Source organism: Methylobacterium sp. J-059, assembly GCF_022829485.1.
In the GTDB taxonomy this organism is placed as follows: domain Bacteria; phylum Pseudomonadota; class Alphaproteobacteria; order Rhizobiales; family Beijerinckiaceae; genus Methylobacterium.
The window spans coordinates 32,499-47,939 of record NZ_JAKSYA010000034.1; the positions used below are offsets into that span (position 1 = coordinate 32,499).

Sequence of the window (15,441 nt, forward strand, 5' to 3'; positions counted from 1 at the left end):
ACGATCCGTGCCGCGAGGCCTCGCGCCGTCCGGTGACGGTCCGCGACGCGGGCGGCGAGGATGCGCTCGAACGGGCTCGGAGCCGTCATGGCCGCCTCACGCCGTTTGCGGGCTCGCCCCTTCGCAGGACCGCCCCTTCGCAGGACCACCCCTTCGCAGGACCACCCCTTTGCAGGACCGCGCCGAGGATACCCGCAGGAACGCCTGCGGAAAAGGAGACGCGTCGGTCCCGGACGCAATGCGGATCAGAACGGGCTGACGGGGAAGAACCGCAGGTACAGCTCGGTGTACTTCCCGTCGTCCCACACCCGCTGCAGCGCGTCGTCCAGCGCGCGCGACAGGGCCGCGTCCTCGGGCCGGGTGATCAGGCCGATGCCCTCGCCGAAGTAGCGGTTCTCGAGGTAGTCGCCGCCGACGAGCGCGCAGCAATTGCCCGCCTCCAGGCCGCCGACCCAGAGGGCGAGGCCGAGCCCGTCGGCGAAGACGTAGTCGGCCTCGCCGCGCTTCACCGCGCCTTCCGCCGCGGCGAGGTCGGAAAACGGCTTCGCCTCGGCCTTGGGAAAGAACGCCTGGAGGTAGGCGGCGTGGGCGCTGCCGCCGACCACCGCCACCGACTTGCCCGCCAGCGCGCTCGCCGAGGGAGCCGGCAGGCCGCGGTCGACGCGGGCGGCGAAGCGCGCCGGCCACCGGAAATACGGGCGCGTCGCGGAGAACGTCGCCCGCAGCGTCGGCGTCAGCGGGATCGCGGCGGCGACGACGTCGCCCTGCTTGTCCGTCAGGCCGTCGAGGAGGGTGTCGAAGCGCCGGGCCTGCACGGTGCAGGTGATCGACAGCTTCTCGCAGACGGCGCGGGCCAGCTCCACCACGAAGCCCGTCGGGTTTCCGTCGGGGCCTGCGAAGTGCATCGGCGGGAACTCGTCGTCGGTCAGGAAGCGCACGGCCCGGCCGGTCTGCGGCGCCTCGACCCGCTCGCCGCGGCTGCGCGGGTTCCAGAAGTTGGGCACCGTCACGGCGGCGGGCGCGGGGCTGCCGGCGGCGGGCTGGCCGGCACGCACCTGACCGGCACGATCCTGGGCGCCCGCCTGCGGCATCGTCGCGACGCAGAGGCCGATGGCTAAGAGAATAGTCTTGATCGAGGACATCGTGCTTGCGCCGGGGCCGGGCGCACCTATGATCGCGGGGCGCCGACGGCGCGATGGGGAGGGGGTCCGGCTCACGCCCCCGCCTTAGCACGTCCCGGAGCCGACGGCAGCCGGCCCCGTGTCGTTCCTCCGTTTCCTGGGCCCGCCCCTCGGCGCACCGGGCCTGCCGCCGGAGATCGCGTTCCTGGCGGCCGAAGGCGTCGACGCGGCCTTGCTCCGCCGGGCCGCGGCGCTGGCCGAGGCGAGCGGCACCGATGCGGCAACCGCGCTGCTGCGGGCCGGGCTGATGGACGAGGAGCCGTATTACCGGGCGCTCGCCCGCGCGCTCGACGCGGCGTATCTCGACGGGCCGATCCCGCTCGGCATGGGCGCGCGCTTTCCCGACAGCCTCTCGCTCGGCATGGCGCCCCTGGTCCTCGGGGCCCCCGCCCCGGCGGTACTGGCGCCGCGCGGGCGGCAGATCGCCGAGCTGCTCGCCGGGCGCAGCCCGCGCGGGCGGATGCCGGCGGTGACGAGCCCGACCCGCCTGCGCGCGGCCCTGTTCGCGGCGATCCCCGAGGCCATCGCCGGCTACGCGGTCGACGACCTCGAGGCGAAGGCGCCGGACTGGGCCTTCGGCAGCCGTCCCCTGGGGCCGGCCCTGGCGCTGGTCGCGCTCGTGGCGTGCGCCGGCATCGTGGTGTTCGAGGCCCTGCCCCCGTTCCTCGCGATGATCCTGGTCGTGGCGGCGCAGACGCTGTTCCTGGTGATGGCGATCTTCCGCGTCGGCGCCGTGTTCGTCGGCGTCCCGACCGTCCCGCCGCCGATCGCCTCGCCCCTGAGCGACCGCGACCTGCCGACCTACACCGTCCTCGTGGCGCTCTATCGCGAGGCCCGCGTGGTGCCGCGGCTCGTCTCGGCGCTGGCCCGGCTCGACTATCCGGCGGCCAAGCTCGACCTGAAGTTCGTCGTCGAGGCCGACGATGCCGGCACCATCGCCGCGCTGGCGGAGGTCCCCCTGCCCGCCCGCTTCGAGGTGATCGCGGTGCCCGACGGCCGGCCGCGGACGAAGCCGCGGGCGCTCAACGTCGCCCTGCCGCTCGCCCGCGGCGAGCTGCTCGTGGTCTACGACGCCGAGGACGTGCCCGATCCCGGCCAGCTCCGGCTCGCCGCCGAGATCTTCGCGCGGGCGCCCGCCCGCACCGCCTGCCTCCAGGGCCGGCTGGTGATCGACAACGCGGAGGATTCCTGGATCGCCCGGTGCTTCGCCATCGAGTATGCGGGCCTGTTCGACGTGCTCAATCCGGCGCTGGCGCAGTGGCGCCTGCCGATGCCGCTCGGCGGGACCTCGATGCACGTGCGCGGCCTTATGGAGCAAATGCACCAAGGCGATGGCGGGTATCATTATGAGCGATGCAGCATGCAATCATCTGAGCCATAGACAGTGGGCCTCATACGGCGTCAATCTCGGGGCACAATGTCGAGCTAGGCCCTATCTGGCGCGACAGCCAATCTGCCTACGAGGGGCTTTCACTTGCTCAAGCGTTTGGAGCCAGTTACCAAATTCCTCGAATTTTGCTCGGCAGCAGGGCCATACATTCTGGGTGCCCTCGCGATGACTGGCGTCACGGGAGCTGCCGTAACTGCCGGGCTCGCGACAGACCTGTTGAGCTTTGCTGATAAGTTCGGCATTGCGGGCATCGGGTGCGCCTCATTGGCGGTCACCTTGAGCCTCTTACTTGTGGGCGCGGCGCTCACAGGGAGAGCTAAGACAGGCAGATGCCGCTTGGCTTACATACTGCTTTCCATCTGCATATTTGGCTGTTTGGTCGCCGCGGTAATGATCGCCCGTGATTGGGCGGCGGCTCCTGCTACGGCGGCGGATGATAAACATGTTTTGGTTGCATCACAACAAAATAGCAGCAATTCAGCTTTCGATAAAATTTCAGTCTATAGCACTGGTGATAAGATTAGCTTTTCTGCCATCTCCAGATTGCACCTGGAAAAGGTAAGGGTTCTTCTGGATTTTTCATGGCGAGAACTTCTAGGAGCGGAGAGCTGGTCAAAAGTAATGAGAGTTCCGTTATTAGATTTGCATAGCATTTATAAAGGTCAATACATATCAGAAGACATTGCCATAAAGTCCGAAGCTACGCATCGGGATATATTTGGCTCCGTAAAATACTCAATTGGCCGTCCCAATGAGAATATGTCGATGCTTGCGGGGCCCAACAAAGCCAGAATAGTATTCGTACTTCCTGACGGAAGCGAGCAGTACTGCGATTTTTTGGTAATAGTCACAGACGATAGAACCGGAATAAAGCCTTCTGTAGTTCTGAACGCCAAAGAATTGGACCGTATACAGACGGCCGACTAATCCTAAATGCGTATTTCTTTTGCATCGATGGCCGTTAGAACTTGAACCATAAATACGGCCGTGAACTTCCCACGCGCAAGCTTGTTGCGGATGTTCGGCTCCGTTTCCTTAACGCCGACAGCCGCCAGCTTGTCGACTAGCTGCCCGTAGGTAACGCCCTTCCGCTTCAACTCGGCCTTGAGGATCGCCTTCACCTTGGCGTCCCACTCCTCGTCGGGCGCCACGTTTGTTCTGTCCGTTATCATGCATCCCTCACAATGGCTCATGCCATCATAGGCGATGCTTTTGCCCTTGACTACGGTGCGATTATGCCATCATATGCGATGCATAAGCACTGGAAGCGATGGCAATGTCTTCCCACTTCCTCCTCTCCGCAGCCGCCCGCACCCTGTCGATCAAGGCGATCTACAAGGCTGGCGAGGACGCGGCTTACGACACCTTCCGGCGCCTTCGCTGGCCCGAGACGGATGGCGAGCCCGTTTGCCCGAAGTGCGGATGCCTCGACCACTACAACATCTCGACCCGTCGCCGCTTCAAGTGCGCCGGCTGTGGCACGCAGTTCAGCGTGACTAGCGGGACGATCTTTGCCTCGCGCAAGCTGGCCTTCACCGACCTGTGCGCCGGCATCGCCATCTTCGTGAACGCGGTGAAGGGCCTCTCGGCCTTGCAGCTCGGGCGCGATCTCGACGTGTCCTACAAGACCGCCTTCGTCCTGGCGCACAAGCTGCGCGAGGCCCTGTCGCTTGAGACCCGTGGCGCCACCCTGGCGGGCGAAGTCGAGATCGACGGCGCCTACTTCGGCGGCTCGGTTCGCCCTGAGAACCGGAAGGACGACCGCAAGGACCGCCGCCTCAAGGCGCACCTGTCGGACGGTCGCCGGGTCGTCATCGTCATGCGCCAGCGCAAGGGCCGCACCCTGACGTTCGTCGCCAAGCGCGAGGCCGAGGGCGTGGCTCTCGCTGAGGCTTACGTTGCCAAGGGCACGAAGGTGTTTGCTGATGAGGCGAACCACTGGGATGCGCTTGAGGCGTCGTTCCCCGATGCCGGCCGGATCAATCATACCGAAGCCTACTCGGCCGATGGCGCCAACACGAACCAAGCCGAGAGCTACTTCGCCCGCCTTCGCCGCATGGTCTCGGGTCAGCACCACTTCGTCACGGCCCGCTACCTCTACCAGTACGCCGCTGAGGCCGCTTGGAAGGAGGACAATCGCCGCCTCCCGAATGGGATCGCCTATGCCAACGTCATCGGCTTGGCGATGGCATCAGGCGTCAGTCGGACGTGGAAGGGGTACTGGCAGCGGCACGAGGCAGCTTGAACTTCAGAGAAAACGTATGCACCCCGTCGCACTAATTGGAACGTCGTTGCCCCGGCTGGGGCAAGACTGTATGCCGGCGACCCAATCCCTAAATCATGAGCCCTGAGGAGAAGTCGTTGCGCGCGCCGTGGCCAAACGCGTTTCCTCCTCTCTTATGCCATCGCCCATGGAAGTCAGATGACCCCGACATAGTCACGCTTGGAGACCACCCGCTCTACATGGCGGCAAAGAGGCGCAGGAATGCGATCGCCGCTCTCAAAATTTGCGACGACCTGTGCGTAGAAGCCACACTCGATAAAATCCATGATGCTTGCCATCAGCCTGGAGGCACCACCCCTCCGATCGTGATCTCTCCAGCTCCCACAATCGGTGAGACCCAGAATGCGCTTGCCCTAGGCTATGCCGAATGGCTGGCGGACCAGATGCGATGGGAACCTGGATCTGGGATCTACCAGAGAAAGACGACCAGTCGGGATTTTATCAAGGACAACTGGTTCAGACTAGCGAACGAGCCGGAATTTTACGGGCAGGTCATTGCTGGGCGGAGGTACGTCATCGCGGACGATGTGTGTTCTCTCGGCGGGACGATCACAAGCCTCAGAGGGTTCATAGAGTCGCAAGGGGGAACCGTTATCTGCATGACCACGCTCGCCGCTCGCGATGGGAGCCATGCGCAGATTTCTCTTGCGGCCGGGACCTTGGATGGGCTTACTAACGTTGATAATGGATCGCTACCCGCAATTTTTGGCACGGAGATGGGCTATGAGCTTTCCTGCCTTACGGAGCACGAGGGACGGTTCCTCCTCTCAGAATGCTCGTCTGCTGACGAGCTCAGAGCGAGAGTCCATGGAGCGCGTGACGCTTGAAATTCAGGCAGAACTGCGCGCTGCCCTCAAAAATAGGCCGCGAGTTTACGAGCCTAAAATCCGTGCAGCTTCTTGAAAGAATGGCCCGCTACGCGGGCCATTTTCATTTTAGCCCTGTGTCTTCCACACCTGCCCCGCCTGCGTCCGTTCTCCCTCCACAATCCGGCTCGCGCGCATCTTCCTGAGTGCGCAGCCAACGCGACGCGTGACATCGGCCAGCAGGCGCCGGTCCCGCCCGTCCTTCCCCTCTGTCTGGCAGACAAGAAGCGCAAGCTGGCGGGCCGTCAAAGGCTCCCCTGCCTTGCGTAGCTCGGCCAAGAGGTAGTCCCGAAGCTCGTTGCGGTAAAACAGGACGATGCGGGCCGCACGGGGCGTGGAGCCCTCTAGCTCGCCCTTGAAGCCGCACGACTCTAGCACCCTGTCTACGGCTTCGATGTCGTTGGCGAGGATCGCCATTCGCTCGCGTAGTTCGGCGTTCTCTCGGGCCAGTTCCTCGCGTTTGGCAAGCAACCCATTGATGAGCGTCTGATCCTGCATTTTGCCATCATAGGCGATGGCATACGCATTGACCTAGGCCGCTATTTGGTGCATTTGCTCCATAAGGCCGCACGTGCGCACCGAGGTGCTGCGCAAGCTGCACGGCTGGGACGCGCGCAACGTCACGGAGGATGCCGATCTCGGGATGCGGCTGGCCTGCGCCGGCTACGAGGTCGGCGACCTGCCGAGCGCGACGATCGAGGAGGCGCCGAACAACCTGCCGGCCTGGCTGCACCAGCGCGTCCGCTGGATGAAGGGGTTCCTGCAGACCACCGTCACCTACGGCCGCCGCCCCGCCGAGACCTGCCGGCAGCTCGGGCGCCTCGACGCGCTCTGCGCCGTGACGCTGCTGCCCGGCGCCGTCGCCTCGGCCCTGGTCTATCCGATCTTCCTCGTCTGGGCGGGCGCCGACTTCTTGCTCCAGGAGATCCCGGCCGCGCCCGAGCCCTGGCCGAACCTGCCGCTCGCCGTCGCGATCACCCTGTTCCTGGCGGGATCCGCGGCCCTGGTCCTGCCGGCGGCGCTCGGCTGCATCCGCCGGGGCTGGTGGGACCTGCTGTGGTTCGTGCCCGGGATGCTGCTCTACTTCGCCCTGGTCAGCGTCGCCGCGTGGCTCGCGGTGATCGAGTTCGTCCGCGCGCCCTCGCGCTGGAACAAGACCGAGCACGGGCTGTCGCGCACCTCGCGCAGCGGCCTGCTGCGTCCGCGGCGCCCGGCGGCGTGAGGCCCGCGCCGGATGCTCAGATCCGCCGCGCGAGCTCCGCCGCGGTCTCGTCGGCCGGGCGCATCAGGTTGAGCGCGCCGAGGAAGCGGTTCCTGCCGTCCATCACGTAGACCAGCGCGGTGTGCTCCATCGTGTAGTCGCCGTCCTTGCCCGGCACCTTGCGGCTGTAGGCACGATAGGCCTTCACGGCCGCCGCCACCTGCGCCGGGCTGCCGGTGAGCCCGGCGATCCGCGGATCGAAGCTCGACAGGTAGGCCTTGAGGCTCGCCGGCGTGTCCCGCTCGGGATCGACGGTGATGAAGGCGACCTTCATCGCCTTGGCTTTCGGCCCCAACGCCGCCAGCACGTCCGAGATCTGCTGCAGCGTGGTCGGGCAGATGTCGGGGCAGTGGGTGAAGCCGAAGAACACGAGGTGCGTGGCGCCCGCGAAGTCGGCCTCGGTGACGGCCTTGCCGTCCTGGTCGACCAGCGCGAACGGCCCGCCGACGCTCGAGGCCGCCACCTCCGTCCGCTCCGGCATCAGCGTGAACACGGCCGCCGCCGTGAGCCCGACGAAGCCGAGCACGAAGGCGATGATGGGCAGGAGGGCGCGGCGCATGGAGGTGACCTTCTCGCGACGGCCGCTGGAACAGCATGGGCGGCCGCGGGAGGCAAGGTCGGGGCACCTCGGAGGCCCCCGGCGCTTTGCCTCAGGCCCGCGTTCCGTCGTGCGCCTCCCTGGCCTGGAACCCGGTTCGGCAGGTGCCCGCGCGACGCCCTCACGATGCGTCCGGCGTCACGATCGGGCTGGCCGCAGACGGGAAGCGGCCGGGTCTAGATCGCGATCTGCGCCTGCTCGACGCAGTCCGCGACACTCTGTTCCTTGAGCGCGTCGCCCACCATCAGGATCGCCGGTCCTTCGAGCAGCGAAGCCTCGACCCGCTCCGCGAGATCGGCCGCCGTGCCCCGCAGCGCCGCCTGGTTGGGCCGCGTCGCGTTGAACACCACCAGAGCGGGCGTCGCCGGTGCCAAGCCTTCGGCCACCGCGCGTTCCAGCAGCACCCGCAGGGTGCGCTTGGGCATGTAGACCACGGTGGTGACCGAAGGGTCGGCGAGCGCGCCCCAGTTCAGGTCGTCCGGCAGCGCGCCGCGGCGGTCGTGGCCGGTGACGTATTGCAGGCGGCGCGCCGCGTCGCGGTGGGTGAGCGAGACGCCGAGGGAGGCGGCCGCGCCCTGCGCCGCGCTGATCCCGGGCACCACGGCGACGGGGATGCCGGCCTGCCGGCAGGCCTCGATCTCCTCGCCGGCGCGGCCGAAGATCAGCGGGTCGCCGGACTTGAGGCGCACCACCTGCTTGCCGGACTTGGCGAGCGAGACCATCAGCGCGTTGATGTCGTCCTGGCGGCAGGAAGGGCCGTGGCCGGTCTTGCCGACCAGCATCGTGCGCGCCTCGCGGCGGGCGTAGTCCAGGATCTCGGGGGCGACGAGGTCGTCGTAGAGGATGACGTCGGCGTTGCGCAGGGCCCGCAGCGCCTTCAGCGTCAGCAGCTCGGCATCGCCCGGCCCGGCGCCGACCAGCGTCACCGCCCCGCCCTTCGGCGCGGCCTCGGTCTGCGCGAGCAGCCTGTCGAGGTCGGCCTGCGTCGGGGCCCGGTCGGGCTCGGCGAAGGCCAGGTCCGAGAAGCGCTCCCAGAACCCGCGGCGCTCGCTGAACCCGTGGAAGCGGGCGGTGACGCCCTCGCGCCAGTCCCGCGCCGCCGCGACCCAACGCGAAAACCCGCGCGGCAGCATCGCCTCGATGCGCGCCCGCACGGTCTGCCCGAAGACCGGCACCGCGCCTTCCGTCGAGATGCCCACCACCAGCGGCGAGCGGTTGACGATGGCGCCGAACTTCACGTCGCAGAGATGCGGCCGGTCGACGGCGTTGACGATGGCGCCGGTGCCGCGCGCGGCCGCGACGAAGGCGACGCACTCGGCCTCGTCCTCCATTGCGCCGATGCAGAAGGCCGAGCCCCACAGGTCGTCCGGCGTCCAGGCCCGCTCGTGCAGGGTCACGCTGCCGGCGACGATCTCGCCCGGAACGTTGCGCATCTCCTCGCTCGGCTCGGCGGCGTAGACGTCGACGTGGGCGCCGGCGGCGGCGAGCAGCTTCACCTTCCACGGCGCGCCGCCGTTCGAGCCGGCCAGCACCGCGCGCTTCCCCTGCAGCGGCACGAAGACGGGTAGGACGGCGAGGGGCTCGAGGCCGGCGCGGGTCTCGCGCGGCTGGCGGGGCGTGCTCATGAGGGTCGGCTTGGATCTCGGCAGGGTCACGGACGAACCTGATGCTACGCGGCGTCGCGCGCAAGCGCCTCCGGCAGCAGCTTGCGGATCTCAGGGATGCACGAGCCGCAATTCGTGCCGGCCTTGCAGGCCGCGCCCACCGCCTCGACGGAGCCCGCACCGCCCGCGATGGTCGCCGTGATGACGTCGAGCCCGACCCCGTGGCAGGCGCAGACCACCGGCCCCGCCCCGGCGGTGGCGGCGCGGCCCGAGAGCAGGGCGCGGCGCTCGGCCGCGCCGGGCACCGCCTCCGCGAACAGGGCCTTGGCCGCCTCCCAGTCGGGCCGGCCCGCGTCGGGACCGAACGCGAGGCAGGCGAGGAGGCGCTCGTCGTCGTAGACCGCGCAGCGGTAGCGGCCGCGGGCGTGGTCGGCGTACTCGGCGAGCTCCAGCCCCTGGAACAAGCCGCGCATCAGCAGCATGGCCTCGCGCGACCCGTCCTGCGTGGCGAATTGCAGGCCCGCGCCGCCGGCGATCGTGGCGCGCGCCCACCACCATCCGGCGGGCGCCGCGACCGGGTCGCGGCTGAGCAGGAAGCCCCGCGAGCGGTAGGCGGCAGCCTGGATCGCCGCCGGCGTCGCCTTCAGCTCGGGCTGGCCCGAAAGCGGGTCGGGCACGCCGCGGACCAGCGCCCCGACGCGGGCCATCGAGGCGTTCGAATCGTTCCAGTGCATCGGCATGAACAGGTTGCCGGGCGCCACCGCCTCGGTGACGATCACCTCCAGCTCGGCGGCCCCGTGCGCGGTCGAGACCCGGGCGAGGCCGCCCTCGGTCAGGCCCGCGGCGGCGGCGTCGCGCGGATGCACCTGGACGAAGGGCACCGGGCGATGGGCCGAGAGCCGCTGGCTCTTCCCCGTCCGCGTCATCGTGTGCCAGTGGTCGCGCACCCGGCCGGTGTTGAGCACGAAGGGCATCGCCGCGCTCGTCGCCTGCGCCAGGGCCGGCGCCTGCACCGCGACGAAGCGGGCGCGCTTGTCGAAGGTGAAGAAGCGGCCGTCGGCGAAAAGCCGCGCCTTCGTGCCGCCGCGCTTCGTCAGCGGCCACTGCACCGGCAGGTTCGTCTCGTAGGCGGCGTCCCCGATGTCGGCGAGCGCGCCGATGTCGAAGTCGCGGGTGCCGTTGTTCTCGAACGCCGACAGCGCGGCGTGCTGGCGGAACACCGCCGCCGCCGAGGTGAAGCCGAAGGCGGCGCCGTGGCCGAGGCGGCGCCCGACGTCGGCGAGCACCGCCCAGTCCGGCCGCGCCTCGCCCGGCGCCTTGAGGAAGCGGCGCTGGCGCGTGATCCGGCGCTCGGAATTGGTGACCGTGCCGTCCTTCTCGCCCCAGGCCAGGGCCGGCAGCAGCACGGTCTTCCGGGCCGTGGCGCGGGCGGTGTCGGAATCGGCCATCACCTCGGAGACGACGAGCAGGTCGAGGCCCTTCAGGGCCTCCTTGATCATGTCGGCCTGCGGCATCGAAACCAGCGGGTTGGTCCCCATCACCCAGAGCGCCTTGATCTTGCCGCGGGCGACCGCGTCGAACAGCGCCACCGCCTTCATCCCCTCGCCGGTGATGAGGTTCGGCGCGTTCCAGAAGCGGCGGACCTTGTCGACCTCCTCCGGCGCGAAGTGCATGTGGGCGGCCAGCATGTTGGCCAGCCCCCCGACCTCGCGCCCGCCCATGGCGTTGGGCTGGCCGGTCAGCGAGAACGGCCCCGCGCCCGGCTGCCCGATGCGCCCGGTGGCGAGGTGGCAGTTGATGATCGCGTTGCCCTTGTCGGTCCCCTGCGCCGACTGGTTCGCGCCCTGCGAGAAGGCGGTGACGACGCGCTGCGTGGCGGCGAACAGGTCGAAGAAGGCGGAGACGTCCGCCTCCGACAGGCCGGTCGCCGCCGCGGTGGCGGCCAGCGTCGGCGCGATCGACTGCGCCCGCTCGAGCGCGCCCTCGTAGCCGGAGGTGTGGTCGGTCACGAAGCGGGCGTCGCACGCGCCGATGCGGTCGAGATGCACCAGCAGGCCCGAGAACAGCGCGCTGTCGGTCCCGGGCCTGAGGCCGAGGAACAGGTCGGCCTCCTCCGCGGTCTCGGTCCGGCGCGGGTCGACCACCACGAGCTTGGTGCCGCGCGTCGTGCGCGCGTCCACCATCCGGCGGAACAGGATCGGGTGGCACCAGGCGGTGTTCGAGCCGACGAGCACGATGACGTCGGCCTCGTCGAGGTCCTCGTAGCAGCCTGGCACGGTGTCGGAGCCGAAGGCCCGGCGGTGGGCGGCGACCGCGCTCGACATGCACAGGCGCGAGTTGGTGTCGACGTGCGGCGTGCCGAGGAAGCCCTTCGCGAGCTTGTTGGCGACGTAGTAATCCTCGGTGAGCAGCTGCCCGGACAGGTAGAACGCGATCGCGTCCGGCCCGTGGGTCTCGGCCGTGCGGCGGAAGGCGCCGGCGACGGTGCCGAGCGCCGATTCCCACGACACCCGCGCGCCGTCGACGTGCGGGTGCAGCAGGCGGTTCTCCAGGCCCAGCGTCTCGCCGAGCGCCGAGCCCTTCGAGCACAGGCGGCCGAAATTGGCCGGGTGCGCGGTGTCCCCGGCGATCCCGGCGCCGCCCTTGCCGTCCGGCGTCGCGATCACCCCGCACCCGACGCCGCAATAGGGGCAGGTGGTCCGAACCGCCGCAGCCTGGTTCGCGCCCTGCTGGTTCGAGACCTGGGGCTCCGGCACGTGCACGGTCATGGCAGGGTCCTCGTATTCACGACGTCGGCCGGCGCCGGCGGAGGCAGCAAGAGTCGGGCCGGGCTTCCCCAGGGCCGCCCTTCCCGCGCGAGCGGGAGGGCGGCCCTGTCGGCTCAGTACACGTCGGCCTGGTAGCGCCCGGCCTTCTTCAGCGCGCCGAGATAGGCCACCGCCTCGTCGGGGGATTTGCCGCCGTGCTGGGCGGCGACGTCGATGATCGCGCGCTCCACGTCCTTGGCCATGCGCTTGGCGTCGCCGCAGACGTAGAAGTGGGCGCCGCCCTCCAGCCACTTCCACAGGTCGGCGCCGTTCTCGCGCATGCGGTCCTGGACGTAGGTCTTCTCGGTGCCGTCGCGCGACCAGGCCAGCGACAGGCGCGTCAGCACCTTGTCGTCGCGCATCCGGGTGAGCTCGTCCTTGTAGAAGAAGTCGCTCGCCTGGCGCTGGTGGCCGTAGAACAGCCAGTTGCGCCCAGGCGCCTGCGTCGCGGCGCGCTCGCGCAGAAAGGCCCGGAACGGCGCGATGCCGGTGCCGGGGCCGCACATGATCACGTCGGTGGCGAGGTCCTTCGGCAGCCCGAAGCCGTGCGCCTTCTGCAGGTAGATCTTCGCCCGGGTCTGCTCGGGCATGCGCTCGCCGAGATGCGTCGAGGCGACGCCGAGCCGGAGGCGCGAGCGGTGGTTGTAGCGCACCGCGTCCACCGTCAGCGAGACCTTGCCCGCATCCATCTTCGGCGAGGACGAGATCGAGTAGAGCCGCGGCTGCAGCTCGTCGAGGGATTCGAGGAAGACCTCGGCGTCCGGGCGCGCGCCGGGAAACTTGTGCAGGGCGCCGAGCACGTCGAGATAGGCGGCGTCGCCGTCCGGGTCCTCGCCGGCCGAGAGCGCCTTGGCCTTCCGCCGGGCCTCGCCGGAGGTCAGCAGCGAGAGCAGCTGGTAGAGCCCGTCGGGGGCGGCGCCGAGCGAGTAGTCGGCGATCAGCCGGTCGCGCAGGGTCTTGCCGCCGATCACCCGCTCGGGGCGGGCGCCGAGCTCGGCGATCACCGCGTCGGCGAGCGCCGGCGCGTTGGCCGGGAACAGGCCGAGCGAATCGCCGGCCTCGTAGCTGATCGGCGTGTCCCTGAGGTCGAACTCGACGTGCCACGTCTCCTTCTCGCCGCCCGGCTCGTTGAGCCGGCGACGGCCGAGGAAGATCGCCTCCACCGGGTTCTCGCGGCAGAAGCCGAGGGGGCCGAGGTCGGCGGCCTTGTCCGCGGCCGCGGCCGCGGCCGGCGCGGCGGCGTCGCCCGTGCCGAACTCCTCGTCGAGCTTCTTCAGCATCCGGAGCGTCTCCTTGCCGCCGGGCTGGCAGAGGTTCAGACGCGCCTCGCTCTTGAGGAAGATGGCGTTGGCGTAGTCGGCGCAATTGTAGCCGCACTGGCCGCAATCCTGCTGCGCCATCGCCGCCATGAGCTTCTGCGGCTCGGGCCGGGCCTTGGCCATCTCCATGCGCTCGGTGATCGGCAGCGACGGGTCGTGCCAGGGCGCGTCGTCGTTGTCGGCGAGCTTGGGGCCGCCGGCCATGTCGCCGGGGGCCAGGGCGGTGGCGCCCTCGACCGCCGGGCCGAGGAGGGCGGCGAAGTAGCCCGACAGCCACGAGCGCTGGTCGGCGGAGAACGGGGCGTTCTCGGGGACGAGGACGAGGGGGGGAGAGACGTGCTCGCTCATGCGGCTGCCTTGAGGGCTGGCTGGTCTTCGGCAAGGTCGCGCAGGGCTTCCGGCCCGGTGCGCGCCGTGAAGGTCTGGAAGCTCTCGTCCGGCCCGGTGCGGCGGGCGAGGTAGGTGCGCAGCAGCGCCTCGACGCGGGACGGCGCGTCCTCCGCCTTGATCGCGGTCCAGATCTCGGTGCCGATCTTCGGGTTCTCGGCGAAGCCGCCGCCGACCACGACGTCGTAGCCCGGAACGGTGTCGCCCTCCTCCGAGACCACCACCTTGGCGCCGATCAGGCCGATGTCGCCGATGTAGTGCTGGGCGCAGCTGTGATGGCAGCCGGTGACGTGCACGTTCACCGGCACGTCGAGCTCCGGCAGCGCGGCCTCGACGTGGTCGGCGATGATCATCGCGTCGCCCTTGGTGTCGGCGGCGGCGAACTTGCAGCCGTTCGAGCCGGTGCAGGCGACGAGCCCCGCACGGATGCCGGCGGCCTTCGTGGTGAGCCCGAGCGCCTGCACCCGCGCCTCCACCTCGGCGACCTTGGCGTCGGGCACGCCGGAGAACAGGAAGTTCTGCCAGACCGTCATGCGGATCTGCCCGTCGCCGCATTCCTGCGCGATCCGCGCGAGCGCGCGGACCTGGTCGCTCATGATCTTGCCGACCGGCAGGATCACGCCGACCCAGTTCAGCCCGGGCTGGACCTGCGCATGCACGCCGACATGGGCGAACCGGTCGGTGGTGCGGCGCGGCGCGACGTGGGCGGGGTCGACCCGGTCGAGCTTGCGCCCGAGCTTCTCCTCGACGGCGGCGAGGTACTTGTCGAAGCCCCAGGCGTCGAGGACGTACTTCATCCGCGCCTTGTTGCGGTTGGTCCGGTCGCCGTTCTCGATGAACACCCGGATGATCGCATCCGAGACCGCGTTGCAATCCTCCGGCCTCAGCACGATGCCGGTGTCGCGGGCGAGGTCCCGATGGCCGGAGATGCCGCCGAGCACCAGGCGCATCCACACGCCCGGCGCGACGCTCGCGCCCTCCAGCACCTCGATCGCCTGGAAGCCGATGTCGTTGGTCTCCTCCAGCACCGCGACGATGCCGCCGCCGTCGAAGGCGACGTTGAACTTGCGCGGCAGGCCGTAGAGCGACTGGTCGTTGATGATCCAGTTGTTCCAGGACTTGGCGAGCGGACGCGTGTCGAGGAGCTCCTGGGCGTCGATCCCGGCGGTGGGCGAGCCGGTGACGTTGCGGATGTTGTCGGCGCCCGCGCCGCGCGCCGTCAGCCCGATGTCGACGAGCCCGTCGAGGAAGGGCTGGGCGTGCTCGGGCGCGATGTGGCGCACCTGGAGGTTCGCCCGCGTGGTGACGTGGACGTAGCCGCCGCCATGCGCGTCGGCGAGGTCGGCGACGCCGGAAAACTGCCAATGGTGCAGGATGCCGTTGGGGATGCGCAGGCGCGCCATGAACGAGGTCTGGTTCGGGGCGACCCAGAACAGGCCGTGGTAGCGCCAGCGGAAGTTGTCCTCCGGCTTCGGAGCCTTGCCGGTGGCGGCCTCCACCTTCAGCCGGTTGTGGCCCTCGAACGGGTTCTCCGCGCGCTTCCACTTCTCCTGCTCGCAGAGCTTGCCGCCGGCCTTCACCGTGCGGTCCTGCGCCTTGATGTGGATCGCGTCCGGCCCGGACGGCTCGGGCGGCGGACCGCCCTGGCCGAGGGCGAGGCCGCCGGTGAGACGGGCGGCGGCGACGCCCGAGGCGAAGCCTTCGAGGTAGCGTTGCTGTTCGGCGTTGAAGTCTTCAGCCATGG

General features: G+C 69.3%; 13 protein-coding genes. 5 read left to right on the top strand and 8 right to left on the bottom strand.

The annotated features are described in order from the left end of the window. Positions 1-245 precede the first annotated feature (245 nt). A complete protein-coding gene (locus MKK55_RS02645) occupies positions 246-1,091 on the bottom strand; it encodes a transporter substrate-binding domain-containing protein (RefSeq protein ID WP_409566007.1) in 846 nt (281 codons plus the stop codon). Between the two features lie 169 nt (positions 1,092-1,260). Here MKK55_RS02645 and MKK55_RS29195 point away from each other — a divergent pair, with 169 nt between their 5' ends. Together MKK55_RS29195 and MKK55_RS02655 are read left to right on the top strand one after the other, a co-directional pair. Continuing rightward, on the top strand, positions 1,261-2,562 hold the full coding sequence (locus MKK55_RS29195; RefSeq protein WP_243933137.1) for a glycosyltransferase: 1,302 nt from the start codon (positions 1,261-1,263) through the stop codon (positions 2,560-2,562). 93 nt (positions 2,563-2,655) lie between these two features. Beyond that, entirely contained in the window at positions 2,656-3,498 is an 843-nt protein-coding gene (locus MKK55_RS02655) for a hypothetical protein (protein ID WP_243933139.1), read from the top strand. A 2-nt stretch (positions 3,499-3,500) separates the two neighbouring features. Here the strand turns inward: MKK55_RS02655 and MKK55_RS02660 are convergent, their stop codons facing one another. After that, complete coding sequence (locus MKK55_RS02660) at positions 3,501-3,722, bottom strand: DUF6471 domain-containing protein (protein WP_243933141.1); 222 nt, start codon at positions 3,720-3,722, stop codon at positions 3,501-3,503. A gap of 125 nt (positions 3,723-3,847) precedes the next feature. On the opposite strand from MKK55_RS02660, the gene MKK55_RS02665 reads away from it, so the two are divergent. After that, positions 3,848-4,816 carry an IS1595 family transposase gene (locus MKK55_RS02665; protein WP_243933143.1) on the top strand — a complete coding sequence of 323 codons (969 nt, stop codon included), beginning with the start codon at positions 3,848-3,850 and terminating at the stop codon, positions 4,814-4,816. Positions 4,817-4,911: 95 nt separating this feature from the next. Next, entirely contained in the window at positions 4,912-5,682 is a 771-nt protein-coding gene (locus MKK55_RS02670) for a phosphoribosyltransferase (RefSeq protein ID WP_243933145.1), read from the top strand. A gap of 108 nt (positions 5,683-5,790) precedes the next feature. Here MKK55_RS02670 and MKK55_RS02675 read toward each other — a convergent pair whose 3' ends face one another. Then, the gene (locus MKK55_RS02675) at positions 5,791-6,219 is read right to left on the bottom strand and encodes a hypothetical protein (protein ID WP_243933147.1); all 429 of its coding nucleotides are present in this window, start codon (positions 6,217-6,219) and stop codon (positions 5,791-5,793) included. A gap of 73 nt (positions 6,220-6,292) precedes the next feature. On the opposite strand from MKK55_RS02675, the gene MKK55_RS02680 reads away from it, so the two are divergent. Further along, entirely contained in the window at positions 6,293-6,943 is a 651-nt protein-coding gene (locus MKK55_RS02680; protein WP_243933149.1) for a glycosyltransferase family 2 protein, read from the top strand. Between the two features lie 16 nt (positions 6,944-6,959). Here MKK55_RS02680 and MKK55_RS02685 read toward each other — a convergent pair whose 3' ends face one another. From MKK55_RS02685 to MKK55_RS02705, 5 genes are all read right to left on the bottom strand, one after another. Beyond that, on the bottom strand, positions 6,960-7,541 hold the full coding sequence (locus MKK55_RS02685; RefSeq protein WP_147843809.1) for an SCO family protein: 582 nt from the start codon (positions 7,539-7,541) through the stop codon (positions 6,960-6,962). A 215-nt stretch (positions 7,542-7,756) separates the two neighbouring features. Continuing rightward, positions 7,757-9,205 carry a siroheme synthase CysG gene (gene cysG, locus MKK55_RS02690; RefSeq protein ID WP_243933151.1) on the bottom strand — a complete coding sequence of 483 codons (1,449 nt, stop codon included), beginning with the start codon at positions 9,203-9,205 and terminating at the stop codon, positions 7,757-7,759. A 44-nt stretch (positions 9,206-9,249) separates the two neighbouring features. Next, complete coding sequence (locus tag MKK55_RS02695) at positions 9,250-11,952, bottom strand: nitrate reductase (RefSeq protein ID WP_243933153.1); 2,703 nt, start codon at positions 11,950-11,952, stop codon at positions 9,250-9,252. A gap of 113 nt (positions 11,953-12,065) precedes the next feature. Beyond that, entirely contained in the window at positions 12,066-13,658 is a 1,593-nt protein-coding gene (locus MKK55_RS02700; protein WP_243933155.1) for a sulfite reductase subunit alpha, read from the bottom strand. Next, positions 13,655-15,439: a NirA family protein gene (locus MKK55_RS02705; protein ID WP_243933157.1), complete on the bottom strand. Its 1,785-nt coding sequence runs from the start codon at positions 15,437-15,439 to the stop codon at positions 13,655-13,657. The genes MKK55_RS02700 and MKK55_RS02705 overlap by 4 nt, the downstream gene beginning before the upstream one ends. Between the last annotated feature and the right edge of the window lie 2 nt (positions 15,440-15,441).

Excerpts from the sequence above, each read along its gene's own strand:
- MKK55_RS02685 (WP_147843809.1), bottom strand. The coding sequence starts at position 7,541 with ATGCGCCGCGCCCTCCTGCCCATCATCGCCTTCGTGCTCGGCTTCGTC.
- MKK55_RS02695 (WP_243933153.1), bottom strand. The coding sequence starts at position 11,952 with ATGACCGTGCACGTGCCGGAGCCCCAGGTCTCGAACCAGCAGGGCGCG.
- MKK55_RS02675 (WP_243933147.1), bottom strand. The coding sequence starts at position 6,219 with ATGCAGGATCAGACGCTCATCAATGGGTTGCTTGCCAAACGCGAGGAA.
- MKK55_RS02705 (WP_243933157.1), bottom strand. The coding sequence starts at position 15,439 with ATGGCTGAAGACTTCAACGCCGAACAGCAACGCTACCTCGAAGGCTTC.
- MKK55_RS02700 (WP_243933155.1), bottom strand. The coding sequence starts at position 13,658 with ATGAGCGAGCACGTCTCTCCCCCCCTCGTCCTCGTCCCCGAGAACGCC.
- cysG (WP_243933151.1), bottom strand. The coding sequence starts at position 9,205 with ATGAGCACGCCCCGCCAGCCGCGCGAGACCCGCGCCGGCCTCGAGCCC.
- MKK55_RS02645 (WP_409566007.1), bottom strand. The coding sequence starts at position 1,091 with ATGCCGCAGGCGGGCGCCCAGGATCGTGCCGGTCAGGTGCGTGCCGGC.
- MKK55_RS02665 (WP_243933143.1), top strand. The coding sequence starts at position 3,848 with ATGTCTTCCCACTTCCTCCTCTCCGCAGCCGCCCGCACCCTGTCGATC.
- MKK55_RS02670 (WP_243933145.1), top strand. The coding sequence starts at position 4,912 with ATGAGCCCTGAGGAGAAGTCGTTGCGCGCGCCGTGGCCAAACGCGTTT.